Below are 23,685 nucleotides of genomic sequence, written 5' to 3'. Positions count from 1 at the left end.
GCTACACCGTGAGCATCGTTGCCAATGACCGACCCCATTCTGACCCTTTCGGGTATCACCAAGACCTTCCCTGGTGTGCGGGCGCTGCATAATGTGGCGCTGGAGCTTTATCCCGGTGAGGTAACGGCGCTGATCGGGGAGAATGGCGCGGGCAAGTCGACGCTGGTGAAGACCATGACCGGGATTTACCAGCCGGACGCTGGCGAAATCCGGGTTGGCGAAAAGGTCGTGACGCTGCCGACGGCGATTTCGGCGAGCGATGCGGGGATCACCGCGATCCATCAGGAAACGGTACTGTTCGATGAGTTGACCGTGGCCGAGAACATCTATCTCGGGCACGCGCCGCGCAATCGCTTCGGCATGATCGATTGGAAGACCATGAAGTCGGAGGCGCAGAAGACGCTCGACTCCATGGCTGCAGGGATCGATGCGGGTATTCCCCTGAAGGAATTGGGGATCGCCAAGAAGCATCTCGTGGCCGTGGCGCGCGCGCTCTCCGTCGATGCGCAGGTCGTGATCATGGACGAGCCGACCGCTGCGCTGAGCCAGAAAGAAATCGAAGAGCTTTATGTGCTCGTTGAGCTGCTGAAAAAGGAGGGCAAGGCGATCCTCTTCATCTCGCACAAGTTCGACGAGATCTATCGCATCGCCGACCGCTACACTGTGTTCCGCGATGGCGAAATGGTGGGCAAAGGCTTTATCAAGGACACGCCGCAAAGCGAGATCGTCAAGATGATGGTCGGCCGCTCGGTCGATCAGATTTTCCCGACTCGCGCGGCGACCATTGGGGCGCCGGTGCTTGAGGTGACGGGGCTCAGCCATCCGACCGAGTTCGAGAACATTTCGTTTTCGGTGCGGAAGGGCGAGATTCTTGGGTTTTATGGCCTCGTAGGCGCCGGGCGCTCCGAGGTCATGCAAGCCGTCTTCGGGATGACCGAAGTATCGGGCGGCACCATAGTGCTCGATGGCAAGACGATCGCGCCGCGCTCGCCGGCGGATGCGGTGGAAGCCGGCATCGTCTATGTGCCCGAAGAACGCGGCAAGCAAGGGGTCATTACCGGCGAGCCCATCTTCAAGAACGTGTCGCTGCCGAGCCTAGAAAAGACCAGCTCAAAAGGCTTCATTCGCATGGCGGAAGAATACAAGCTGGCGCGGACCTATACCGAGCGGCTTGATCTCCGCGCTTCTTCGCTGAGCCAGAATGTGTCGACCCTGTCAGGCGGCAACCAGCAGAAGGTCGTTATCGCCAAGTGGCTGGCGACGCTGCCTAAGGTGATCATTCTCGATGAACCGACCAAGGGCATCGATATCGGCTCGAAAGCAGCGGTGCACGAATTCATGGGGGAACTCGTGAGCCAGGGGCTCTCGGTGATCATGGTCTCGTCGGAACTGCCGGAAATTTTGGGCATGAGCGACCGCGTCGTCGTCATGCGCGAGGGGCGGATGGTCGAGACACTCGACAATACTAACTTGCAGCCCGAGACGCTGGTGCGTCTGGCCGCTGGCATTGCTGAGGAGAAGGCGGCATGAACCGGCTACTGAAAACCCGCGAACTCTGGCTGGCCCTCGGTATTCTCGCCGTTATCGTGCTGGTGACGCTGCGCTTCCCGCGCTTTTCCCAGCCCGGCAATCTTCTTACGATTTTTAATGACACCTCGATCCTGATGATGCTGGCGCTCGGGCAGATGGCGGTCATCCTGACGCGCTCCATCGACCTCTCGATGGCGTCGAACCTGGCGCTGACGGGCATGATCGTGGCCATGATCAATGCGGCGGCGCCTGGCGTGCCGATCCCGCTGCTGATCGCAGGCTGCGTCGTGGTCGGCGCAGCGCTGGGGGCGTTCAATGGCATTCTCGTCTGGAAGCTTGATATTCCGCCGATCGTTGTCACCCTGGGCACGCTGACGATTTTCCGCGGCCTCGTCTTCGTGATTTCCGGCGGCGCCTGGGTCAATGCGGCGCAGATGAGCCAGGAGTTCATCCAGCTCCAGCGCGGGTCGTTCCTCGGGCTGCCGATCCTGTCGTGGTTTGCTGTGGTGGTGGCGGGGCTCGTCTATCTCCTGATGACGCGCACGCCGCAGGGCCGGGCCTTTTATGCCATCGGCGTCAATCCGACGGCGGCGGTCTATACGGGCATTAATGTGGGGCGGACGAAGTTTCTCGCTTTCGTACTGGCCGGGGCCATTTCGGGGCTCTGCGGCTATCTCTGGATTTCGCGCTATGTGATCGCCTCGGTGGAAGTGGCCGGTGGCTATGAACTGACCATCGTTGCCGCCTGCGTCATTGGCGGCGTGTCGATTGCCGGTGGCATCGGGACGGTGGCAGGCGCGCTGCTCGGCGCGCTGTTCCTCGGCGTCGTCAACAATGCTTTGCCAGTGATCGGCGTCTCGCCATTCTGGCAGATGGCGATTTCGGGCGCGGCGATCCTGATTGCGGTCGTGCTCAATGGCCGCAGTGAACGGACCAAGGGGCGGATTATTTTGAAGAAGGCAGCAGCCGTATGACCGATTTCCCTGCAACCGGCCGCCAGCTTCCCGACCGCCTCGATAAGCCGCTGAAATCCGCTGTGCTCAGTTGGGAAAGCCTGCTGGTGCTTGTGGCGCTGGCGATCTTCATCGCCAATTCCTTCGCCTCGCCCTACTTCCTCAACGAGTGGAGCTTGAGCGATATGACGTTCAACTTCACCGAAAAGGCGCTGATCGCGCTCGCCATGGCGCTGATCATCATCACCGGCGAGATCGACCTGTCCGTCGCCTCGATCATTGCACTGGCTTCGACCATGATGGGGCTGGCGCTACAGGCTGGGGTGGATACGCCCGTGCTCGTCATGGTGGGGATCGGTGTCGGGTTGCTCTGCGGGGCGTTCAACGGGTTCCTGGTGACCGGACTGAAACTGCCCTCGATCGTGGTCACCATCGGTACGATGAGCCTCTTCCGCGGCATCGCCTATATCGTTTTGGGCGATCAGAGCTTTAAGGGTTACCCGGCGAGCTTTTCCTGGTTCGGGCAGGGCTATGTGTTCTGGGTTATTTCGTTCGAGCTGGTGCTCTTCGTCGTGGCGGCCGTCATTTTCTATGTGCTGCTGCAGCACACCAATTTCGGGCGTCGGGTCTATGCCATCGGCAATAATGCGACGGCGGCGCGCTTTTCCGGCGTGCGGGTCGATCGCATCAAGTTCGTGCTGTTCTGCCTGACCGGGCTGATGAGCGGCATCGCCGCGGTGCTTCTGACGGCGCGGCTTGGATCGACGCGGCCGTCGATCGCTGAAGGCTTTGAGCTCGAGGCGGTGACAATGGTGGTCCTGGGTGGGGTCTCCATCCTTGGCGGCTCGGGCACGATCATCGGCGTCGTGCTGGCCGCGCTGATCATGGGGCTCGTGACCTTTGGGCTCGGGCTTCTCAATGTGCCCGGCATCGTCATGTCGATTTTCATCGGCTCGCTGCTGATCGTCGTGATCGCGCTGCCGATCCTGTTTCGCATGTGGAGGCAAAGACGCGCATGATCACCGACAACGGCTACGAAAAGCACGCCTTCAAGATGCGGCTCAATCCGGGCATGACGGCGGAATATAAAAAGCGCCACGACGAGATTTTTCCTGAACTCGTCGACCTGCTGCACGAAGCGGGCGTGAAGGACTATTCGATCCATCTCGACGAAGAGACCAATACGCTCTTCGGCGTGTTGTGGCGCCGGGTCGATCACACGATGGCCGACCTGCCCAACACCGAGGTGATGAAGCGCTGGTGGGCGCATATGGCCGATATCATGGCGACGAATGAGAAGAGCGAGCCGGTGTCGGTGGATTTGTTGCCCGTGTTCTGGATGAAGTGAGGGGCAGGACCCCCACCTAACCTCCCCCTGCCAGGGGGAGGGATCTGCCGGTGGCTCACAAATGCCGAGCCAAACTCGATACGTCCTTCCCCTACCAGGGGGCTGGGTGAGGTTACTTACCCACTTCGTTCCGCCAGGAATACTGCGGCGAATAGCCTAGCATGCGTTTGGCTTTTTCGATCGAGAGCAGGGTCGAATTGGTGGCGATGTTGCCCTTGTGCGGCACGTCTGGGAAGACTTCGGCCAAAAGCGAGATGTTGGAGCGGTTCATTACTGAATCCGCATTGGCGATGATGAAGGCTTCAAAGCCTTTGAAATCGGCCTGAAGCGCGCGGCGGACGGCCTGAGCGCCGTCGCGGGCGTCGATATAGGCCCAAAGGTTCCACTTGCGCGCCTTGGGGTCGCTGTCGAACTTGGGAAAGGCTGCATAGTCTTCGGGATACATGACATTGGAGAACCTCAGGCCCACCATGCGCAATTCCGGGTCCCAACGGCAGAACTGGGCTGCCATGGTTTCGTCGAGCAGTTTTCCGAGTGAATAGGCACTTTCCGGGCGCGGGAAATATTCCTCGTCGACCGGTGCATAAGGCGGGGGCGTGTCGAAGGGGAGACCAAGGACGGTTTCGCTCGAGGCGAAGACGACGTTCTTGATCTTCGCGAGGCGACAGGCCTCGAAGACATTGTAGGTCGTCGGCACATTGTTGGCGAAAGTCTTGGCATTGGCGGCAAGGCCCGGCGCTGGGATGGCCGCGAGGTGGACAACGGCATCGAAGGGGCCGCCGCGCTCGTCGATGCCGCCGAGAATGGCGGAGGCGACTTCGCCGAAATTGGTCAGGTCGACTTTGACCGAGCGGCAGATGGGTTCGGGGAGGGCCTGGCTGTCGACATTGAGCACGTCATAGCCATGCGCTACGAGATCGCGCAGCACGGCGCGGCCGAGCTTGCCGCTGCCTCCGGTGACGAGAACCTTTTTCATCCGAACCTCCTCAAATTCCACGCGGATTTTCTGCGCTGGTCTTGAGGAGAACGTTAGGCGCAATTGCTAGCCTTGCCAACAGGCAGCGCCTTCCCGCGCGAATGAACCGAAACTGAACGGAGCCATCAGGCCGAGTTCAAGCGGATTGATCCATGTTGGCGCTATCATGAATTGTGTCGTCGGGGGACGAAAATGAACAAGCGCCAGGAAAAGGTTTTAGTCGCCACTCTCTGCGGTCTCGTGATCGCGGTGACTGCCGGGTTCGTGGTGCAGCCGGCCATGGCGGCGGGCTATGATGTGGACCAACCCGCGCAAGTGTCGCGCGTCGCGCCTTGGGACGCGCTGCAGGTGCGCAAATGGCCGGCGAGCTATTCGCAGAAGATCGGCAGCTTTGCGCCGGGAACGCCGGTCTGGGTCGAGCGATGTATCGAGGTGGCGAAAAGCTCGGACTGGTGCCTTGCCGATAATGGCGAAACGCGCGGTTGGGTGAACTCCCGCTACCTCTCGCCGCTTGGCGATAGAGATATTTGAATTTTTAGGCCGACCCCTCCATCGGCCTTTTTAGGGACCGTGTACCGACCCTCCCCATGCATTGACTTTTCCGGTTCAGAATTGTTCCTCGTGGACTATCTGGACCGGAGTTTTCTTTTATGGATGCCAATCCCGTTCTCGCCGAGGCCGTGCGCGGCAATTGGGTGGAAAATCGCCATCGCGGCGCCTTCGTCGTGATGGATGCCGATGGGCGGATCATTGCCTCGGCGGGGGATATCGAGCGGCCGGTCTTTCCGCGCTCGGCGATCAAATCAATGCAGGCCCTGGCGATCTTTGATCGGCATGCGGTCGAGCGGTTTCATCATTCCTCGGAAGAACTGGCGCTGGCGTGCGCCTCGCATCATGGCGAAGAGGTGCATACGAGCCGGGTGGGCAGATTCTTGGAGCGCATGGGGCTGTCGGAGGCGACGCTCGAATGCGGCGCGCACCAGCCGACCAATGGCGCGGCGCGGGAGGATCTGCGCGAAAAGCACGAGGAGCCGAGCGCGCTCCACAATAATTGCTCGGGCAAGCATGCGGGAATGCTGAGCGTGGCGCTGGCCATGGGCGTGCCGACGGCGGGCTATGTTAGCCGCGAGCACGATGTGCAGCGCGCGGTGCGGGCGGCGGTGGAAGCGGTGATCGGCGAAGGGCTCACCGAGGATCGCTGTGGGACCGATGGGTGCTCGATCCCGACCTGGGCGGCGCCGATCCGCGCCTGGGCGCATGGCTTTGCGCGCATGGCGACGGGGAAGGGCCTCGATGCCGGGCACGCGGCGGGGGTGCAGGCGCTGTTCAATGCGGCGACTACGCACCCGCTCCTCGTCGCGGGAACGGGGCATCTCGATACGCTGGTGATGGAGGCCTTTGGTGGCCGGGTGATGCAAAAGGGCGGCGCCGAGGGCGTGCAATGCGGCGCCATCCGAGACAAGGGTTTTGGCTACGCGCTCAAATGCGACGACGGCAATATGGCGGCGAGCCAGGCCATGGTCGCGGCGCTGCTGCTGAAGTTTGCGGAGCCGGATGAGGCGCAGCGGATAGTGCTGGAGAGTTTTGCGCGGCAGCCGACGGTCAATGTGCGGAAGACGGTGGTGGGTGAGATGCGGGCGGTCGGGTTCTAGCAAAACCCCACCTGGCCTCCCCCTGGTAGGGGGAGGGATCTGCTGGTGGTGCTCAGTCGTCTCAGCAAGTGTCGGACTGAGGTCAGGTGGATCCTACCTGATCGTCACATGCGGATATTTGTCTGCGACGGCGCGGAGGTCCGGTTCGGTGATCTCGGTCCATTCTAGGCCGACGATTTCGCCGACGCGGGGCTCATAGACCATATTATCGGCGATCAGTACCGGGCCGGGATTATCGGCAACGGTAACACCGATACCGATGTCGCTGGCATAGACCACATTATTGGAAATGATGATCGAGCGCATGAAGCGGCCGAAGCCGGCGGCAATGCCGATGCCGGGAACGTTTTCGACGATATTTCCCGTGACGGACACTTCGGCCTCGACATAGATGCCGACGGGGACGGTGTCCGGATTGACCGCTGATTTCGGCAGGATATTGCGCACGATATTGTTGGCGCAGGTGGCCAGGTGCCCCTCGCTGTCCAGATTGGTGATGGAAATGCCGGTGGCGGCGCCGTCGATGACGTTTTCTGCAATGACCGAGCCAGAAAAACCGAATTCGGAAAAGATCGCGACCTCGCCGCAGGTGCGGCACTGATTGCCTGAGACGACGGTGTTCTTCGTCGTGTTGAGACGAACGGCGGTGAAGGCGCAATCGCTGATGTGATTGTCTGAAACGATCACTTCATCGGCGAGATAGACATTGATGCCGTTGCCGTTCTGGCCGTTGCCGCCTGCCTTCCAATCGATATTGGCGATGCGGTTATTGGTGACGATCGAGCCATCGACACCCTGCGTGTCGCGCCAGATGCGGATGCCGGCATTGCCGCAGCCATCGATGTGATTGCCGGAGATGAGCACGCCCTGGCTTTCGAGGGCATGAATGGCGCAATCGGCATGATTGTTGAAGACGCAATCGCGGATGCGCGCCGAGGTGGCATGGAGGCCAAGAGCGATGCTCGAGCCATCGATAAAATGGCAGCGCTCGACTGTAATATCGGTGCCGGTTTCGATGCCCAAGAGCGGGTCTGTGCCGCTATTGCCGGTAAAGCCCATGTCGCGGACGATGGTGCTTTGCTGATTGGCGATGACGAGAGCCGGCCCGCCGGAAGCGACGAGCCAGGTGGCGCCGGGCACGCCTTCGAGCGTGAAATTGGATTTGAGATTGATCTGGCCGACGCGGAACCGTCCGGCGGGCAGGGTCAACCGATCTGTGGCGCCGTCGATGGCGGCCTGGAGGGCTGTGGTTTGATCGGCGTCGCTATCGGGCACGAGATCGGCCGTCTGCGCCTGAACGGGCGCCGAAGCGACCGCGGCAAGGGCGGATAGACCGAACATGGCATGGCGGCGGGTCATCGTGATGTCTTGGCGCATGACGGCATTGTGCCAGCTTTAAAAGAAGGCGCGAGGAAAAGCGGGGGAATTGGTTAGCGGCGCTCCAAATGCGGCGGGTCACCTGGCGAGGAGGGTGGTCGGGACGCCTGGGTCGCGGCTGCCGCACCCCCTCCCAGCCTCGCCCATGATGGGTGAGGTGCGGGCCGGTGGTTGGGTAGGCCATGCTCGCCAAGCTTGTTCGCTCCATAACGGCGTGGCTATAACGGGTTAGCGATTTTATTGAGAGGCATGGCAATGCTCGTCGACGGCAAGATCTATCTCGGGACGAGCACGCGACCAGAATATCTCAGCCTCAAATACGGCAATCGGCATGGGCTGGTGACCGGGGCGACGGGCACTGGCAAGACCGTGACGCTGCAGGCGCTGGCTGAGGGATTTTCGGCGGCGGGCGTGCCGGTCTTTGCGGCCGATATCAAGGGCGACCTTTCGGGGGTTGCCAAGGGTCAGCCGATCCAGGAATGGCAGACCAAGCGCGCCGAGGAGATCGGCTTTACCGACTATGCTAATGACGCATTTCCAGTGATCTTTTGGGACCTTTTCGGGACCAAGGGCCATCCGGTGCGCGCGACCATCTCCGAAATGGGGCCGGTGCTGTTGAGTCGCATTCTCGATCTCAACGACACGCAAGAGGGCGTGCTCAACATCGCCTTTCGCGTCGCCGACGAGGAAGGGCTGCTGCTGCTCGATCTGAAGGATCTGCGCGCGCTGCTGGTCAATCTCCAGGAGCGGGCCAAGGAGATTTCGGGGCGCTATGGCAACGTTTCCACCGCTTCGATCGGCGCGATCCAGCGAGCGCTGTTGGTTTTGGAGCAACAGGGCGCCGATAATTTCTTTGGCGAGCGAGCGCTCGAAATAGCCGACCTGATGCGCACTGATAGCGACGGGCGCGGATTCATTTCGATCCTCGCGGCGGATCAACTCATGGCCTCGCCGCGGCTTTACGGCACGTTCTTATTGTGGCTGCTGTCCGAGCTATTCGAAGAGCTGCCGGAAGTGGGCGATCCGGATAAGCCGAAAATGGTGTTTTTCTTCGACGAGGCGCACCTTCTCTTCGACGACGCCCCCAAGGCGCTGATCGATAAGGTCGAGCAGGTGGTCAAACTCATCCGCTCCAAGGGTGTCGGCGTCTATTTTGTGACGCAGAACCCGGTCGATATTCCGGAGAACGTTTTGGCCCAGCTTGCCAACCGCGTGCAGCACGCGCTGCGTGCCTATACGCCGCGTGAGCAAAAGGCCGTTAAAGTCGCGGCAGAGACGTTCAGACCCAATCCGGATTTCTCGACCGAGGAGGTCATCACGCAACTCGGCATTGGCGAGGCACTGGTGTCGGTGCTGGAGGATAAGGGCGTGCCCTCGATGGTGGGGCGGACGCTGATCCGGCCGCCTTCGGCGCAAGTTGGGCCGCTCAATCCGGCGGAGCGCGACGCGACGCTCGCCAATTCGCCGGTCGGCGGGCTCTATGACACGGTGGTCGATCGGGAATCGGCGTTCGAAATTCTGGAGCGGCGCGCTCGAGACCGGCAATTGGCCGACGAGCGGGCAAAGTATGCGGAAGAGGACCGGGTGCTGGCGCAGCGCCAGGCGCGGGCCGAAGAAGCCCGCCAGCCCCGGCGCACATCAAGCCGGCAGACGCCGGCCGAGGCCGCGATGAATTCCTTCGCCCGCACTGTCGCCAATCGGCTGGGCAGCGCCATCGTGCGCGGCATTCTGGGTAGCCTGAAGGGCGGCAGATAAATGGCTGAGCTGGCAAGAAACAATCCGGTCATCGGCATTTTCGCGTCCGACAAGGGGCCGGGCGATCCGGAACGTGCGAGCCTTATGACTCAGGCCGGCACGCTCTTTGCCAAGCGTGGAGCGCATTTGGTGTGCCTCTGGGAAAATGGGGCCGGGCCGTTGCCGCTGATGACAGCGGCGCAGACGGCAGGCGGGTCGGTCTCGATCTTGGCCGATAGCAGCGAGGGGCTGCCGCCGACCTTAGCCCAAGTGCCGGTGACGGTTGTGCCCGATGCGGCCGCGCGACACGCGCGGCTGGCTGAAGAGGTGCAGGTGCTGGTGGCACTGCCCGGATCGCTTGCGTCGGCCTCGGCATTGTTCGGTGCTTGGTCGGCGCGCGGCATGACACGACCCGTGGTGATGCTCAACCGGCACAAAGCCTTTGAGGTAATCAAGGGATTTGCGGGCGATGTGTTGTCCCACGCGCTGCCGGGCTACGACAAGAACATCCAGTTCTCCGACACGGTGGACGACCTGTGGAACAAGGTCAGCTGGGTGCTGGAGCAGAAGCGATAGGCCGTAAGTTTACCTAGGTCGTCACCGCCCGGCCTGTCCCGGTAGTCCATGCGGAGGCGAGATGGATTGCCGGGACAAACCCGGCAATGACGGCGAAATGGGATGATCGCTTTCGGCCGTTATCTGAAACCGCTACGATCTAAACCAGCGGTTCAAGTCCGGGATGCTTGGGGCGTCGGCGGTCGGGGAAAAGCGGAACGACGTTATCGGTCGTGCGGCGCGCCGGCTGGGGCTGTGGCTTTGCCAATGGAACGCGATCGCGCCGTTCGGGCCCGCGATAGCCTGAGCCGACCAAGCCGACGATCGAGCGATTGACGAGGCGAGCCTGGACGCGCTGCAACAGGTGGCGCGGCGACATGGGCTTGACCAATACTTCGTCGATTCCCGCGCTGATCGCCTGGTGGCGCATGGGGGGGGGTATGGAGCGGGTCAGCGCGATGACCGGAAGATCACGGCTGACAAAGCGCGGATCGAGGCGGATGGCTTCGACCATTTCATAGGCTGGGCGGCCTTCGCGATCGAAATCGACGACCAGCAGATCGAGCGGTGCGATGCGCATATAGGCGAAGAGTTCGGCTTCGCTTTCAAAGGATCGAACGCGCAGGCGCGTATCCCCCGCCAGCACCATGGTCAGCACAGCCGTCAGCGCGGTATTGGCGGCAAGAATTGCCACCGTTTTCGGCCGTGTCGTCAATGCTGCCCCCCGAAATAGTAAATGGTTCGTTAACACGCCGTAACGGAGCTGTGAAGGTTCCGGTTCCGGAAGGAGCAAGAAAGGCTTGGGAAAGTTAATCGGCGACAGGCGTTTGCCGATGCTTATGGCAAAAGAAAACCCGCCGGCTTGCGCGGGCGGGTTTCACCTGAGCATACCGCGAAAATTAGGCGGCGGCTTCTTCGAAGAGCAGCTCGACGTGTTCCCAGTTTACGAGATTGTCAAACCAGGCTTCGAGGTATTTCGGGCGGGCATTGCGGTAGTCGATGTAATAGGAGTGCTCCCAGACGTCGACGCCGAGGATCGGCTTGCCGCCGTAAACGAGCGGTGATTCGCCGTTTGCGGTTTTCGAAATTTCGAGCTTGCCGTTCTTGACGGCGATCCAGGCCCAACCGGAGCCGAACTGGGTCGTGCCAGCTTGGATGAAATCGGCGCGGAGTTTATCGAAGCCGCCGAGATCGGAATCGACTGCTGCCTGGAGCTTGCCGGGCAGCTTGTTACCGCCGCCATTGGGCTTCATCCAGTTCCAGAAGTGGACGTGGTTGTAATGCTGGCCGGCATTGTTGAAGAGGCTGGCATTCTTACCAAAACTTTCCTTGACGATGTCTTCGAGCGGCAAGATTTCGAGACCCGAACCTTCAAGCAGCTTCTCGCCATTGGTGACGTAGGCCTGGTGGTGCTTGTCATGGTGGAATTCAAGCGTTTCGGCAGACATGTAGGGCCCGAGCGCATCGTAAGCAAAGGGCAGGGGCGGCAGGGTGAATTTGGTCGACATGGCTTAGTCTCCGTTTCTGGAATGGATGACGCTGAGGCGAAACAGGAATTGCGGATTGGTTATATTCAGTCTGACTTGTCCCAACAATGACGAGGCCCGAACTAAGCGTCCAATCCCACTGACTTTATCGCAAAGGCATAGCACTCGGCAGTTTCCTTGAGACGATCGAAACGCCCCGAAGCGCCGCCGTGGCCGGCGCCCATATTGGTCTTGAGGTATAATGGCGCATCGCCCGTCGCGGTTGCGCGCAGTTTCGCCACCCACTTGGCGGGCTCCCAATAGGTCACGCGCGGATCGGTGAGCCCAGCGAGGGCAAGGATAGGCGGATAGTTTTGAGCCGAGACGGCCTCATACGGGGCATAGTCGGCGATGCGCTTGTAATCTGTTTCCGAAGTGATCGGATTGCCCCATTCTGGCCACTCGGGCGGCGTGAGCGGCAGGGTGTCGTCGAGCATGGTGTTGAGCACGTCGACGAAGGGCACCTGGGCGATGACGCCGGCCCAGAGATCGGGGCGCATATTGGCTATGGCGCCCATCAGCATGCCACCGGCGGAACCGCCCTGCGCGACGATTTTGCCTTTTTGGGTGTAGCCTGCCTCGATCAGCGCCTCGGCGGCGGCGATGAAGTCGGAAAAAGTGTTGGTCTTGTGCTCGCGGCGGCCGTTTTTGTACCAGGCATAGCCTTTGTCCATGCCGCCGCGGATGTGGGCGATGGCGTAGACGAAACCGCGATCGACGAGGGAGAGCACGGAGACGGAGAAGCTCGCGGGCATGGACATGCCATAGGCGCCATAGCCGTAAAGCAGGGTAGGGTTATTGCCGTCGAGCGGCGTGCCCTTTTTGTAGAGAAGCGTTACCGGGACTTCGGCGCCGTCGGCGGCTTTGGCGAAGATGCGGCGGGTTTCGTAAGCGTCCTTGTCGTGGCCGGAGGGAACTTCCTGGGTTTTGAGAAGGTTCCGCGAGCCGGTCGCGAGATCGACGTCATAGACCTGGTTGGGCGTCGTCGGCGAAGAGTAAGAGAGGCGGAATACGGTGGTGTCGAATTCGTAGCCCACCGACATGCCGAGCGAATAGGCTTCTTCTTCGAAGCGAACGACGTCTTCCTTGCCGGAAGTGAGATCGCGCACGACGATGCGCGGCAGGCCATCGCGGCGCTCGAGGCGGAGGAGATGGTTTTTGAGGACGATGGTGTCGAGGATCAGCGTGCCGGCTTCGTGGGGGACGAGGTCGGTCCAGTTCTCGGCGCCCGGATTGTCGATCGGAGCGGTAACGACTTTAAAATCCTCGGCGCCATCGGCATTGGTGCGGATATAAAGAAGGCCGTCGCGCTCTTCGACATCATATTCGCGATCGGTGAGGCGCGGCGAAACGAGGCGCGGTTCGCTGCCCGCTTCGGCGTCGATCAGATAGACTTCGGAAGTCTGGTGATCGTGGGCGTCGATGATGATGAACTTGTCGTTTTGCGTCTTGCCGACGCCAACGAAGAAGCCCGGATCTTTTTCTTCATAGATGATCGGATCGGCGGATTGCTCCGTGCCGATCGTGTGGCGGCGGATGCGGTAGGGGCGGTGGTTGTCATCGTATTCGGTATAGTAGATTGCCCTGGAATCGTTGCTCCAGACGTAAGAGCCGGCGGTCTCGGCGATGGTTTCCGGGCTATCCTTGCCGGTTTCGAGATCGCGGATGACGATGTCATAATATTCCGAGCCGGCGCGGTCGGCCGCCCAAGCGAGATAGCGGTGGCTGGCATCATGATCGGCGCCGGCAAAGCCGAAATAGCCGTCACCCGCTTCGACATTGCAATCGAGCAGCACAGTCTCTGAGCCACCGTTTCGCGGCGTCCGGACGACCAGCGGATATTGCTTGCCCTCAAGCATGCGCGAATTATAGGCCCAAGGGCCATCGGGCGAGGCAAGGCCGGAATCGTCCTCTTTGATGCGGCCACGGATTTCCTTGTAGATCTTGTCCTGCAATTCAGCAGTCGGCTTGCCGAAGTGGTCTTCGTAATAGGCATTCTCGGCTTCGAGATAGCCGCGGATTTCCCCATCGAGCGTTTCGGGGCTCTGCATGACCTCCTGCCAGTTGTGGGCACGCAGCCACGCCCACGGGTCCTCGCGGGTGACGCCATGATGGGTGTGGCTATGGGACACGCGCTTGGCTTGCGGCGGGGTGGTCTTGGTCATGAAATTATTCCGCTTTCGAGGCAGGATCGGTAGCTAGGACATAGGCCGCCCGAGAGCCGAATGCCAGAGCAGGCAAAAGCCTCTGCAAAAGCGGCGGGATTGGTGTGGAGCAGTCCGATTTGTCTTGTCGCGCGCCCGCGAGCGGTTAAGGATCGCCCAACAACAAATTCAAGCACCTTTCGGAGGGGCGAGTGGGGCTGTCCCTTGATGCGAGCGTGGCGCTCATTGCCATTGCGCCATTTCTTGCCGCCATTCTAGCGCCGCTCATTCAGTCCTTGGCAGGACGGTTCGCTGCTTGGATCCTCTTTATCGTCCCGGCGGGCATTTTCATCGTGCTGCTCGGCTTGGCCGAGCGCGTGGTTGCGGGACAGACGATCTCGACCGCAATCGGATGGGTGCCATCGTTTGGATTGACCCTAGGCTTTTTCGTCGATGGATTGAGCCTCGTTTTTGCCCTCACCATCTCCGGCATCGGGGCGCTGATTGTGCTCTATGCCGGCGCCTATCTGCGCGGACACCGGCATCTCGGGCGGTTCCTGGCTTTCCTGCTCGCCTTCATGGGCGCGATGCTGGGCCTTGTATTGGCTGACAACAGCCTGGCGATCTTCATGTTCTGGGAACTGACCTCGATAACCTCATACCTCCTGATCGGGTTCGACGCCGGGCGGCAGGCCGCGCGACGGGCGGCGATCCAGGCGCTGGTCATCACCAATATTGGCGGCCTCTGTCTGCTCGTTGCCATTATCGTCATGCAACAGCTTTCGGGGACGTGGCTCCTGAGCGAGTTGCGCGGGCTGGAAGGCGTCGTGCGCGATTCAGCATTCTATGGACTAGTGCTCACCCTGGTGCTGGCGGCCGCTTTTACCAAGTCGGCGCAGTTTCCGTTTCACTTCTGGCTGCCCAATGCCATGGAAGCACCGACCCCGGTTTCGGCCTTTCTCCACTCGGCGACCATGGTGCAGGGCGGGGTCTATCTGCTCGCGCGCTTGACACCGGTATTAGGGGAAACATCGGTCTGGACCGGAACGCTTGTCGCTTTCGGAAGCGTAACGCTGATCTGGGGCGCGATCGGGGCGCTGCGACAAACCGATCTCAAGCAAATCCTCGCTCAGACGACCATCGCGTCGCTCGGATTGCTCGTCGTCCTAATCGGGCTTGGCAGCAAGGCGGCAATCGCCGCGATGATCGTCTATTTCATCGCGCACGCATTCTATAAGGCCGGACTTTTCATGGTGGTTGGCGGTGTCGATCACGAAGCTGGAACGCGCGACATAACGGCGCTTGGCGGGCTGGCGGATAAGATGCCGGTCAGTTTTATCGGCGCAGCGCTCGGTGCGCTCTCCATGTTTGGCCTGCCGCTGACCGTCGGCTATTTTGCCAAGGAAGAAATGTATCTCGCCGCTTTTGGCGGTGATTGGCTCGCCTGGCTGGTGCTTGCCGTCCTTATTCTGGGGAATGCCCTTCTCGCCGGCATTGCCCTCCTGATCATGATCCGCCCATTCCTAGGCGATGCCTTGCCGACACCACGCAAGCCGCATGAGGCGCCGATCGCCATGCTGAGCGGGCCATTGATCCTTGGCGGTGTCGCCGTGGTGGGTGGTCTTCTTCCCGAGTGGTTGGGGCACGACGTATTGGCGCCTGCAACGCTTGCTGTCCTCGGCGTTGAAGCCGAGCCGCATCTGAGTTTGTCGTTCGATATCACCAACCCTGTGCTCTGGCTTTCCGTCATCACCTGGGGTCTTGGGATCCTGGTCTTCCGGCAAGCCCATCGCATCCGTGTGCTGCTGCGCCGCGCCGAACTGGCCATCGGCTGGACGGCGGATCGGGCGTTCGATGCCGTCATGTTCGGGCTCATCCGCTTTGCCGGTGCCGTCACGCGCTTCCTCCATCACGGGCGGCTCGAGATCTACCTTTTCACCGTCTTTGCCATGCTCGGATTGGCGCTCTTCGTCCCGCTATCGCTGCTTGGCGGTTTCGATTGGATCGTCCCGACGGCTGACCTCGGCGATTGGTCGAAACGCCTCGTTTTGCCGGATCTGCGGATATATGAATGGGGTATTCTGCTCTTTGTGCTGGTGGGTCTTCTCGCCGTGCTGATCGCGCAGAGCCGTTTGATCGCGATTCTCTCGCTCGGCATCCAAGGGACGGGGCTGGCACTGATCTTCCTGTTGTTCGGCGCGCCGGACCTCGCCTTCACCCAGCTGATGGTGGAGGTGCTTTCTGTCGTGATCCTTACGGTGGTGATGACCAACCTCCGGCTCGACGCGCGCGATCATCGGCCATTCGAAGACTGGGCCCGCGACGGGACACTGGCCGTGATTTGCGGCGCCGGCGTCAGTCACTTGCTGATGCTGGTCCTGACCGGCACGTTCGACAGCCGTCTCTCGGATTTTTTCGCAAAGACCAGCGTGCCGGTCGCGCACGGCGCCAATATCGTCAATGTCATACTCGTCGACTATCGCGGGCTCGATACGCTGGGGGAAATCTCAGTGGTCATGGGCGCGGGCATTGCGATCCTGGCGCTGCTGCGCCGCCGCAATAAGCCCGCCATAGCGGCAAGGGGGGAGCCATGAACACCGTGATCTTCCGCACGGCGGCTCCGCTGATCGTCGCGACCATGCTGGTATTTTCGCTCTATATCTGTCTGCGCGGGCATAACGAGCCGGGCGGTGGCTTTATCGGAGGGCTCATCGCTGCGGCCGCGATTGCCGTTTTCGGCATGGCCTCTGGCGTGCCGGCAGTGCGACGGGCGCTCAAGGTCGATCCGCTGGCCATCGCCGGGTTCGGCGTGGTGCTGGCAGGGGCTTCGGGCCTCCTCAGTCTTTTCACCGGCTCGCCCTTCATGACCTCGATCTGGCTCTATCTCGACCTCGGCGAAACCACGTTGCCACTCTCGACGCCGCTGATTTTCGATCTCGGCGTCTATTGCGCCGTGTTCGGCACGATTTCATCGATCGCCCTGGCCCTTGAGAGCGACCGCGAGGAGGACCTCTGATGGATTATATTCTCGCAGCGCTGGTCGGCGTTTTCGTAGCGCTCGGCGTTTACCTCCTGCTCTCCCGCGCCGTCATCCGCATGCTGATTGGCATGGTGGTGCTCGGCAATGGCGTCAATCTCCTGATCTTTACGGCCGGACGCGTGACACGCGAGGTAGCGCCGATCGTGCCGGAGGGGCTTGAAACGCCAGCGGGCGCTTTTGCCAACCCTCTGCCGCAGGCCCTGATCCTCACGGCCATCGTAATCGGCTTTTCGATGTTCGCGTTTCTCCTGGTTCTGGCCTATCGGGCCTATCAAAGCCTTGATGCCGACGATACCGACACCATGCGCCTCGCCGAGCCCGAGAACGCGCCGCAGCCGCCATTGAGCTATTGACATGAATGAGACCGCGACGCTCGTCGCAGATTGGCTGATCGTCCTGCCGGTGGTGCTGGCCCTTGTGGGTGCAGCGGCACTGTTGATGGTGCGGCGCGCCAACAGGGTGCCTGTCATCGGCGCACTCCTCTTTCTTCTTGGCATCATCGCTTGCGAGATAGGCCTCCTGATCCGCGTTGTGGAAGAGGGACCGCTCAGCATGACCATGGGCAAGTGGCTGCCGCCTTTTGGCATCAGCTTTACGGTCGACCTTTTCAGCGCCGCCTTCGCTTTGGCAGCATCGGTTGTGACGCTCGTGGTTGTCGTCTGCGCCGAGGCTGGCCGCGACGCCGACGATGGGCGCGATGCGTTCCACGCCATGGTGCTGCTGCTGCTGGCCGGCGTCACCGGGGCCTTTCTCACCGGCGACCTTTTCAATCTCTATGTCTGGTTCGAGGTGATGCTCATTGCCTCCTTCGGACTGATCGTTCTTGGCGGCAATCCGCTGCAGATCGACGGTGCGCTAAAGTATGGCTTCCTCAATTTTCTCGCGACGACGCTGTTTCTCCTGGCGCTGGGTCTTCTCTATGGGCTCCTCGGCACGCTGAACATGGCCGATATCATGCGCGTGGCCCCGGGTGCGAACCCAGCGGCGCTGACGGGGATTGCGGCTCTTTTGCTCCTGGCTTTCGGCATGAAGGCGGCAGCATTCCCGGTCAATGCCTGGCTGCCGGCGGCCTATCATACGCCCGCGCCAGCGGTGTCTGCCCTTTTTGCGGGGCTTTTGACCAAGGTAGGCGCCTATGCCTTGCTGCGCTCGCTGGTCATGCTCTTGCCAGCCAGCCGCGACCTGCTCGAGCCGGTGCTCGCGCTTTTGGCCGTCGCCACACTGGTTGTCGCACCGCTTGGGGCAATTGCCGAAACGAACCTGCGACGGGCAGTGGGTTTTGTCGTGATCGGCGGTATCGGCGCCATTCTGTCGGGCCTCTCCCTGGCCAGCGCCACGGGTATTGCTGGGGCGGGCATCTACATCTTCCAGGCTATCTTGAGCATGACGGCGCTCTATCTGACCGTCGGGCTAATCGAAGCGCGGACCGGCGCCATGGATACGCGCCAGATGGGCGGGCTTTATGAAGCAAGCGCGCCTCTGTCGATCCTATTCTTCGTGCTCGTTCTCGCCGCAGCCGGCGTTCCGCCTTTCCTTGGCTTCTGGCCGAAACTGCTGCTTCTGCAAGCAGGTGTCGCGGGCAGTGCGGAAGGTTGGGTCGGTGGTGTGCTTGTGGTGGCGCTGATCGTTAATGCCATCCTAACGCTGATCGCGGGAACGCGGCTCTGGTCCCATATTTTTTGGCGCAATGCCTCCGATGCTTTGCCGCTGGCACGCTCGGGACGACGCCTGCGTCTCGCAACGAGTGCAGTCGGTGTGCTGGTTCTGGCTATCGTTGCGCTGGGTCTCTGGCCCAATCCGCTCATCGAGGGCGGACAGCGGGCTGCTGCCGACTTGCTCGCACCGTCGCGCTATCTCGAAGCGGTTGGATTGGCGGAGGTTGAGCAATGAACAGCGCCTTCCTGGTGGTTATTCTGGCGTTGCTGTGGGCCGGCATCACTGGCAGCTTTTCCGGGCTGAACCTGCTCTTCGGCGGTCTGATCGGCGGCGCAGCACTCTTCATCTTGCGTTTTTCGATCGAGGGTAGGGGCGCGCTTCGCCGCGCCGGCAAGATCCTTTCTCTCGTCGCTCTCTTTGTCTGGGAACTCATCGTCAGCGCCGTACGTGTCGCTCACTTGGTCATCCGCCCCGACCTCAAGAGCGTTCTGCGACCCGCCATCATTGCCGTGCCGCTCACGGTAAAATCCGACGCGGAGATCACCTTGCTCGCCAACATGATCACGCTGACCCCCGGCACGCTCAGCGTCGACGTGTCCAAGGATAGGTCGGTGCTCTTTGTCCACGTCTTGACGCTCAAATCAGCCGAAGCGCTGATCGCTGACATCGCCAATGGCTTCGAGGCCCGAATCAAGGAGGTGTTCGAATGACTGCTTCGGCGTTTATCGATCTGACGAGCCTCATCGCTTTGATCATTCTCGGCATTGCGCTGCTCGTCTCGCTTGTTCGCATCGTCATCGGCCCGAGCATTGCCGACCGGGTTCTGGCCCTTGACCTCATGACGGTCATAGCCATGGGATTCATCGGCGCCATCGCCGTGCGCACGGGGCTGACGCTTTATCTCGATATTGCAATTGCTCTGGCCCTGCTCGGTTTTCTCGCGACCGTCGCGCTGGCACGATACATCCTCCGTCGTGGGCTCAAGGTCGACGCTGCAATGGAGCTGCAATGATGATTGCCGATCTTGCGCTTTATATTGGCGGTTTACTCCTCGTCTTTGGGGCCCTGTTCAGCCTCCTCGCTGCAATCGGAGTCTTGCGCTTTCCAGATCTCTTTACCCGTCTTCACGCGGCCTCCAAAGCTGGTGCGGTGGGCGGTGGAATGGTGTTACTCGCGGTAGCCCTGATCAGTCTTGATGCCGCCGTTTTTTTGCGGGCATTGATCGGCATAGTGTTTTTGCTGCTGACGACGCCGGTTTCGGCACACTTGCTCGCGCGCGCCAGCCATCTAACCGGTTATCGGGTAAGCGAAAGTACCATTCGCAACGATCTAAAGAACCCCGTGGAATAATTTTCCATCGCCTGAATAACCCCTAATGAAGACAATTTGTCCACCCAATAGCGGTTGCGCGGTTCACTAAACAGAATTAGGAATGCAGTAAGGTCGTAACTGCCCCGTTGCTGGCCAATAAAAAGTATAATGGAAGGTTCAAAACATGAACGACAACACCGCTGCGGCGGATGCAGGAGACTTCGAGCTCGTCGAGCTCAGCGCCGACATCGTCTCTGCATATGTCAGCAATAACGCCGTGAGCCCGTCGGACCTGACCCGGCTGATTGCCGATGTGCATGGCGCACTACGTGCCCTGCGCACCAACGAAGCGCCGGTGGTCGTCGAAGACCTCAAGCCGGCCGTTCCGGTCCGCAAGTCCGTTGCGCCCGACTACATCATCTGTCTTGAGGACGGAAAGAAGTTCAAGTCGCTGAAGCGCCACCTGCGCACGCACTACAATCTCTCGCCCGAGGAATACCGCGAAAAGTGGGGTCTGCCTGCAGATTATCCCATGGTCGCTCCGAGCTATTCGGCGACCCGCTCCAAGCTTGCCAAGGACAATGGCCTCGGTCGCAAGGCAGGCTGATTCTTTCAACCCTACCTCTGCTCAGTGGCCGCCCATCGGGCGGCCACAGTGTTTTCAGCCTCACGTTTTCCCCAAAATTGAGGACACTTATCCCCGGGGTGGAAAGATCCGTCAGAGTATAGGAATATAGTCCTAGAAACGATGGAGGTCGTCCGATGCGGCAGGAAACGCTAGAGGGCAATAGTGCAAGACCGGTGCCGCCCGCGCAACGTGAGGCTTTCGGACTTTCCGATGTCCTCGCGGTGGTCGCCCGCGAAAAGCATGTGCCTATCCGATTGCTGGTTCACGATTCGCGCTGCCGTGCCGATGCGGCGCGCGCCCGGCAGCTGGCGATGTACCTGGCTCACGTCGTCAAAGGAATAAGCCTCACGTCCATCGGCGCTGCCTTTGGGAGGGATAGGACAACAGTCTCCTATGCCTGCGGCTTGATCGAGGATCTCCGCGACGATGCGCGCTTCGATGCTGAGCTCGATCGGTTGGAGACCGAACTCAACCTTCTGGCGGAACAGCGCCATGACTGACGGGGCAGGCAACAGCGCGCCGGAGGTCGTTTCTCGCCTGGCAGTGCAGCGGGGCGGCGAGACGCCGTTTCTCCTGCCTCATCACGTCGAGGCGGCCCGGCGCCTGGCGAAAATCTTTGAACGCGCCCGCATCATGCAGCGCGTTACCATGTCCTATGACCCGGCGCGGCTTGGCGGAAGGTCAGGCGGCGGCGGAGCACAGGCCGATTTGTCCGTCAGCGCGGCGGATGCGCGGCGGCAATTGGCAGATCTCGGCCGGCAGATGCCAGCCGAATGCTGGAGCGTCCTCTTCGACGTCTGTGGCCTCGATCTTGGGCTACAGGAAATCGAGATCGAGCACGATTGGCCAAGGCGCAGCAGCAAGCTGGTGCTGCGGATCGCGCTCTCGCAACTTGCGGCCCATTATGGGCTCGATGCCGAAGGGCATGGGCGTCTACAGGGGCCGCAAAGGGGGTGGCTACCCGAGCGGCTTGCCATGTTCAAAGATGATGCAGGTTCTTAACCCTTTAAGGTTCTGTAATGTTTGCTTGAGACGCGCCATGATATTTGGGGTCGATCTCTCTTGGTGCCGATGCGATGCAGGGCAAGATTGTTGCGATTCAATATTTGCGAGCGCTGGCTGCCTTGCTGGTGCTGGCTTCGCACGCCCTGCTTTATCCCCTTGCAGCTGAAAATCTCACCTATGGTCGCCTCGGCTGGCTTGGCGTGATCCTGTTTTTCGTGATTTCTGGGTTCATCGTGGTCAGCGTCACGGAAGGCGGGCGCTTCGACGGGCGGCAGTTCCTGCGCCGCCGCATCCTGCGCGTCGTGCCGCTTTACTGGGGTTTCACTCTGATCGCGGCGGCCTTGGCGCTCGTTGCGCCGCAATTGTTCAAGACAACTGTCTTCGACGGGGAACAACTGGCGCTCTCGCTGGCTTTCATCCCGTTTTACAATGCCGCCAGCGAGGGGCTGCATCCGCTCTATAAGCTTGGCTGGACGCTCAATTACGAGATGTTCTTTTATGCCTGCTTCGCGCTTCTCGCCATGTTGCCAGCACGTGGGCGGGTGGTGTGGCTGACTTTGGGCTATTTGAGCCTTGCCGTCCTCGGCTTCTTTCTCGCGCCAAAGGCAGCAATCCCGCAGTTCTACACGAGCTTCCTGCCGCTCGCTTTTGTCGCGGGTTGCTGGATCGGGCTCCTGCATATCGAAGGCCGCGTCCTCCGGGTGCCGCGCCCCGTCATGCTCGCGATTATCCTGCTGGGATTCTTCGGACTACTCGAGGGCTTCGCCTGGGATCACGGACTGGTCGAGGACGCCACAGCCTTTGTCGGCCTTTTGGCCCTCTCGATAGCCCTCGTCATGCTGGCCCTGCGGATCGAGGGACGTTTGCCGCGCTTGATCTGGCTCGAAAAACTCGGCAACGCGTCCTATTCGATCTATCTCGTCCACATATTTGCCGTGGCCTTGCTGGCCGGCTTCGGGCTGCGCGTGCTCGGTCCGATCGTGCCTGGCGCGGTGGCCATCGTCACGGTCATCGCCATTGCCGGCGGCGTTTGGCTCGGTCTTTTGCTCTATCGCTTCGTCGAGCTGCCGCTCATGCACAGGCTGCGGCGGCGCAAGGACCCCTAGTGGGCCAGAGCGCGCGCATCCGTGCGGATCCGGTTGACCATGGCAACAAGCCCATTCGAGCGCTGCGTCGTCAAATGCTCGCGCAGGCCAAGTTGGTCGAAAATCGCCACGGCATCGGTCTCCGCGATTTCCGCGGCGGGACGGTCCGAATAAAGCGCGAGGAGAATCGCAACGAGCCCCTGGACGATCATGGCGTCGCTTTCGCCCTTGAGGTGAAGCGCGATCGTGCCGTCCTGCTTTACTGGCTGGGTGACGAGCCAGACTTGTGACACGCAGCCATTGACCTTGTTGGCGTCCGTCCGCTCGGTCGGCTCAAGCTTGGGCAAGGCCTGGCCGAGCTCGATGAGATAGCGATACCGATCCTCCCAATCATCAAGAAAGGAGAGGTTTTCGGCGATGTCCTGGAATGGCTGGGGCTGGGTCATATCCCCTATCTATGGCGCGCAAGAAAAAGCCGCAAGCACGGGGCTGACGTGCTTGCGGCAGGAGCCAGTGGTTGCTGGAATATCGTCGCCTGGGCAGGGGACGCAGCCACTGGATAGACTATCGGGCGCTGGACAAGAGCACCCTCAGCCCGCCCGATCCGGTCGAGGTCTTGGAAAAGGAACCGGATCGTCCTGCGGCGCGACGTCATGCATGAGTGTGCCGGAGGGCGGGATTGGCGGGAGGGCAGCGGCGATGACCGCCTTGCCCCCAAGACATTGCAGGCTGTCGCATTCGATTGCGTTGATCTGTTCGGCCACGAACTGGCTGCCGCGCGCCATGGCCTCGTTGGCCACCTCGCCTGCTGTTTCGCGCACGTCGACGCCTGGCCGGATGACCAGAAAAGCGACGGTGAGCCAAAATGCCGAACGCAGAAGAAACATCATCACAAAGCTTCCGAACGGGCCTGTCCCGATCTTGGTTTCAAGCTATGCGGCGGGTCTTAAGGGCGGCTGGGCTCAGTTCTTAAAATTTGAAACAAATGAGTTTCGCACTTTCGGAACGGGGCAACGCCTTGTTTACGCTAATGGGTGAAAGCCGCTCTGGCGCCCCTCCACTTAAGCCTGTCTTAGGGGGTGCCGCGCGAGTGTGAACGCGACAAAGATCTGATGGGCAATCAGACGAGTGGGGCCGCATGCGACCCTGCAAAACGGCTTCAGGG

Annotated in this window: 26 protein-coding genes; 19 read left to right on the top strand and 7 right to left on the bottom strand. The window is 60.9% G+C overall.

Features of this window, described 5'->3' with window-relative positions; genetic code table 11:
• Nucleotides 1-24 precede the first annotated feature (24 nt).
• From VW35_RS16760 to rhaM, 4 genes are read left to right on the top strand one after another with little or no spacing between them, the layout of a single operon-like run.
• Nucleotides 25-1,530: a sugar ABC transporter ATP-binding protein gene (locus VW35_RS16760; RefSeq protein ID WP_046144246.1), complete on the top strand. Its 1,506-nt coding sequence runs from the start codon at nucleotides 25-27 to the stop codon at nucleotides 1,528-1,530.
• Complete coding sequence (locus VW35_RS16755) at nucleotides 1,527-2,504, top strand: ABC transporter permease (RefSeq protein WP_046144245.1); 978 nt, start codon at nucleotides 1,527-1,529, stop codon at nucleotides 2,502-2,504. The genes VW35_RS16760 and VW35_RS16755 overlap by 4 nt, the downstream gene beginning before the upstream one ends.
• On the top strand, nucleotides 2,501-3,502 hold the full coding sequence (locus tag VW35_RS16750; RefSeq protein WP_046144244.1) for an ABC transporter permease: 1,002 nt from the start codon (nucleotides 2,501-2,503) through the stop codon (nucleotides 3,500-3,502). Before VW35_RS16755 ends, VW35_RS16750 begins: the two co-directional genes overlap by 4 nt.
• Nucleotides 3,499-3,831, top strand: coding sequence for an L-rhamnose mutarotase (gene rhaM / locus VW35_RS16745; protein WP_046144243.1), 333 nt, complete (start codon nucleotides 3,499-3,501; stop codon nucleotides 3,829-3,831). Before VW35_RS16750 ends, rhaM begins: the two co-directional genes overlap by 4 nt.
• A gap of 112 nt (nucleotides 3,832-3,943) precedes the next feature.
• On the opposite strand, the gene VW35_RS16740 is transcribed toward rhaM, so the two are convergent.
• Entirely contained in the window at nucleotides 3,944-4,807 is an 864-nt protein-coding gene (locus VW35_RS16740) for an NAD-dependent epimerase/dehydratase family protein (protein WP_046144242.1), read from the bottom strand.
• A gap of 192 nt (nucleotides 4,808-4,999) precedes the next feature.
• Between VW35_RS16740 and VW35_RS16735 the strand changes: the two genes are divergently transcribed.
• Both VW35_RS16735 and VW35_RS16730 read left to right on the top strand, forming a co-directional pair.
• Nucleotides 5,000-5,338, top strand: coding sequence for an SH3 domain-containing protein (locus tag VW35_RS16735; protein WP_046144241.1), 339 nt, complete (start codon nucleotides 5,000-5,002; stop codon nucleotides 5,336-5,338).
• Between the two features lie 119 nt (nucleotides 5,339-5,457).
• On the top strand, nucleotides 5,458-6,459 hold the full coding sequence (locus VW35_RS16730; protein WP_046144240.1) for an asparaginase: 1,002 nt from the start codon (nucleotides 5,458-5,460) through the stop codon (nucleotides 6,457-6,459).
• A 93-nt stretch (nucleotides 6,460-6,552) separates the two neighbouring features.
• Here the strand turns inward: VW35_RS16730 and VW35_RS16725 are convergent, their stop codons facing one another.
• Nucleotides 6,553-7,818: a TIGR03808 family TAT-translocated repetitive protein gene (locus VW35_RS16725; RefSeq protein WP_161796936.1), complete on the bottom strand. Its 1,266-nt coding sequence runs from the start codon at nucleotides 7,816-7,818 to the stop codon at nucleotides 6,553-6,555.
• Nucleotides 7,819-8,091: 273 nt separating this feature from the next.
• Here VW35_RS16725 and VW35_RS16720 point away from each other — a divergent pair, with 273 nt between their 5' ends.
• Complete coding sequence (locus VW35_RS16720) at nucleotides 8,092-9,591, top strand: helicase HerA-like domain-containing protein (RefSeq protein ID WP_046144528.1); 1,500 nt, start codon at nucleotides 8,092-8,094, stop codon at nucleotides 9,589-9,591.
• Nucleotides 9,592-10,146 carry a hypothetical protein gene (locus tag VW35_RS16715; RefSeq protein WP_046144239.1) on the top strand — a complete coding sequence of 185 codons (555 nt, stop codon included), beginning with the start codon at nucleotides 9,592-9,594 and terminating at the stop codon, nucleotides 10,144-10,146.
• Between the two features lie 139 nt (nucleotides 10,147-10,285).
• Here the strand turns inward: VW35_RS16715 and VW35_RS16710 are convergent, their stop codons facing one another.
• The 3 genes from VW35_RS16710 to VW35_RS16700 form a co-directional block, all read right to left on the bottom strand.
• Nucleotides 10,286-10,840, bottom strand: a complete 555-nt coding sequence (locus VW35_RS16710; protein ID WP_152662641.1) for a response regulator — start codon at nucleotides 10,838-10,840, stop codon at nucleotides 10,286-10,288.
• Between the two features lie 184 nt (nucleotides 10,841-11,024).
• On the bottom strand, nucleotides 11,025-11,633 hold the full coding sequence (locus VW35_RS16705) for a superoxide dismutase (protein ID WP_046144237.1): 609 nt from the start codon (nucleotides 11,631-11,633) through the stop codon (nucleotides 11,025-11,027).
• 101 nt (nucleotides 11,634-11,734) lie between these two features.
• Nucleotides 11,735-13,816, bottom strand: coding sequence for a S9 family peptidase (locus VW35_RS16700; RefSeq protein WP_046144236.1), 2,082 nt, complete (start codon nucleotides 13,814-13,816; stop codon nucleotides 11,735-11,737).
• A gap of 191 nt (nucleotides 13,817-14,007) precedes the next feature.
• Between VW35_RS16700 and mbhE the strand changes: the two genes are divergently transcribed.
• The 11 genes from mbhE (at nucleotide 14,008) to VW35_RS16645 (ending at nucleotide 22,541) form a co-directional block, all read left to right on the top strand.
• Entirely contained in the window at nucleotides 14,008-16,389 is a 2,382-nt protein-coding gene (gene mbhE / locus VW35_RS16695) for a hydrogen gas-evolving membrane-bound hydrogenase subunit E (protein ID WP_046144235.1), read from the top strand.
• Nucleotides 16,386-16,811 (top strand): MnhB domain-containing protein, encoded by a 426-nt coding sequence (locus tag VW35_RS16690; RefSeq protein WP_046144234.1) that lies wholly within the window; start codon nucleotides 16,386-16,388, stop codon nucleotides 16,809-16,811. The genes mbhE and VW35_RS16690 overlap by 4 nt, the downstream gene beginning before the upstream one ends.
• Nucleotides 16,811-17,188 carry a Na+/H+ antiporter subunit C gene (locus VW35_RS16685; protein ID WP_046144233.1) on the top strand — a complete coding sequence of 126 codons (378 nt, stop codon included), beginning with the start codon at nucleotides 16,811-16,813 and terminating at the stop codon, nucleotides 17,186-17,188. Before VW35_RS16690 ends, VW35_RS16685 begins: the two co-directional genes overlap by 1 nt.
• 1 nt (nucleotide 17,189) lies before the next feature.
• Nucleotides 17,190-18,725: a proton-conducting transporter transmembrane domain-containing protein gene (locus tag VW35_RS16680; RefSeq protein ID WP_046144232.1), complete on the top strand. Its 1,536-nt coding sequence runs from the start codon at nucleotides 17,190-17,192 to the stop codon at nucleotides 18,723-18,725.
• Nucleotides 18,722-19,201: a Na+/H+ antiporter subunit E gene (locus VW35_RS16675; protein ID WP_046144231.1), complete on the top strand. Its 480-nt coding sequence runs from the start codon at nucleotides 18,722-18,724 to the stop codon at nucleotides 19,199-19,201. The genes VW35_RS16680 and VW35_RS16675 overlap by 4 nt, the downstream gene beginning before the upstream one ends.
• Nucleotides 19,198-19,503: an MrpF/PhaF family protein gene (locus VW35_RS16670; protein WP_046144230.1), complete on the top strand. Its 306-nt coding sequence runs from the start codon at nucleotides 19,198-19,200 to the stop codon at nucleotides 19,501-19,503. The genes VW35_RS16675 and VW35_RS16670 overlap by 4 nt, the downstream gene beginning before the upstream one ends.
• Nucleotides 19,503-19,841, top strand: a complete 339-nt coding sequence (gene mnhG, locus VW35_RS16665; RefSeq protein WP_046144527.1) for a monovalent cation/H(+) antiporter subunit G — start codon at nucleotides 19,503-19,505, stop codon at nucleotides 19,839-19,841. The genes VW35_RS16670 and mnhG overlap by 1 nt, the downstream gene beginning before the upstream one ends.
• Before the next feature lie 145 nt (nucleotides 19,842-19,986).
• Nucleotides 19,987-20,409 carry a Ros/MucR family transcriptional regulator gene (locus VW35_RS16660; protein ID WP_046144229.1) on the top strand — a complete coding sequence of 141 codons (423 nt, stop codon included), beginning with the start codon at nucleotides 19,987-19,989 and terminating at the stop codon, nucleotides 20,407-20,409.
• Between the two features lie 155 nt (nucleotides 20,410-20,564).
• Complete coding sequence (locus VW35_RS16655) at nucleotides 20,565-20,930, top strand: helix-turn-helix domain-containing protein (protein WP_083982948.1); 366 nt, start codon at nucleotides 20,565-20,567, stop codon at nucleotides 20,928-20,930.
• On the top strand, nucleotides 20,923-21,432 hold the full coding sequence (locus VW35_RS16650) for a DUF6456 domain-containing protein (RefSeq protein ID WP_052951817.1): 510 nt from the start codon (nucleotides 20,923-20,925) through the stop codon (nucleotides 21,430-21,432). Before VW35_RS16655 ends, VW35_RS16650 begins: the two co-directional genes overlap by 8 nt.
• 74 nt (nucleotides 21,433-21,506) lie before the next feature.
• Nucleotides 21,507-22,541, top strand: coding sequence for an acyltransferase family protein (locus VW35_RS16645; RefSeq protein WP_046144227.1), 1,035 nt, complete (start codon nucleotides 21,507-21,509; stop codon nucleotides 22,539-22,541).
• Here the strand turns inward: VW35_RS16645 and VW35_RS16640 are convergent.
• Both VW35_RS16640 and VW35_RS16635 read right to left on the bottom strand, forming a co-directional pair.
• Complete coding sequence (locus VW35_RS16640; RefSeq protein WP_046144226.1) at nucleotides 22,538-22,966, bottom strand: SufE family protein; 429 nt, start codon at nucleotides 22,964-22,966, stop codon at nucleotides 22,538-22,540. The two genes, VW35_RS16645 and VW35_RS16640, sit on opposite strands and share 4 nt — an antisense overlap.
• A 144-nt stretch (nucleotides 22,967-23,110) precedes the next feature.
• Nucleotides 23,111-23,410 carry a hypothetical protein gene (locus VW35_RS16635; RefSeq protein WP_046144225.1) on the bottom strand — a complete coding sequence of 100 codons (300 nt, stop codon included), beginning with the start codon at nucleotides 23,408-23,410 and terminating at the stop codon, nucleotides 23,111-23,113.
• Nucleotides 23,411-23,685 lie beyond the last annotated feature (275 nt).

Source organism: Devosia soli (genome assembly GCF_000970455.1).
Taxonomy (GTDB): domain Bacteria; phylum Pseudomonadota; class Alphaproteobacteria; order Rhizobiales; family Devosiaceae; genus Devosia; species Devosia soli.
This window is presented reverse-complemented; position numbering and strand designations above follow the sequence as displayed.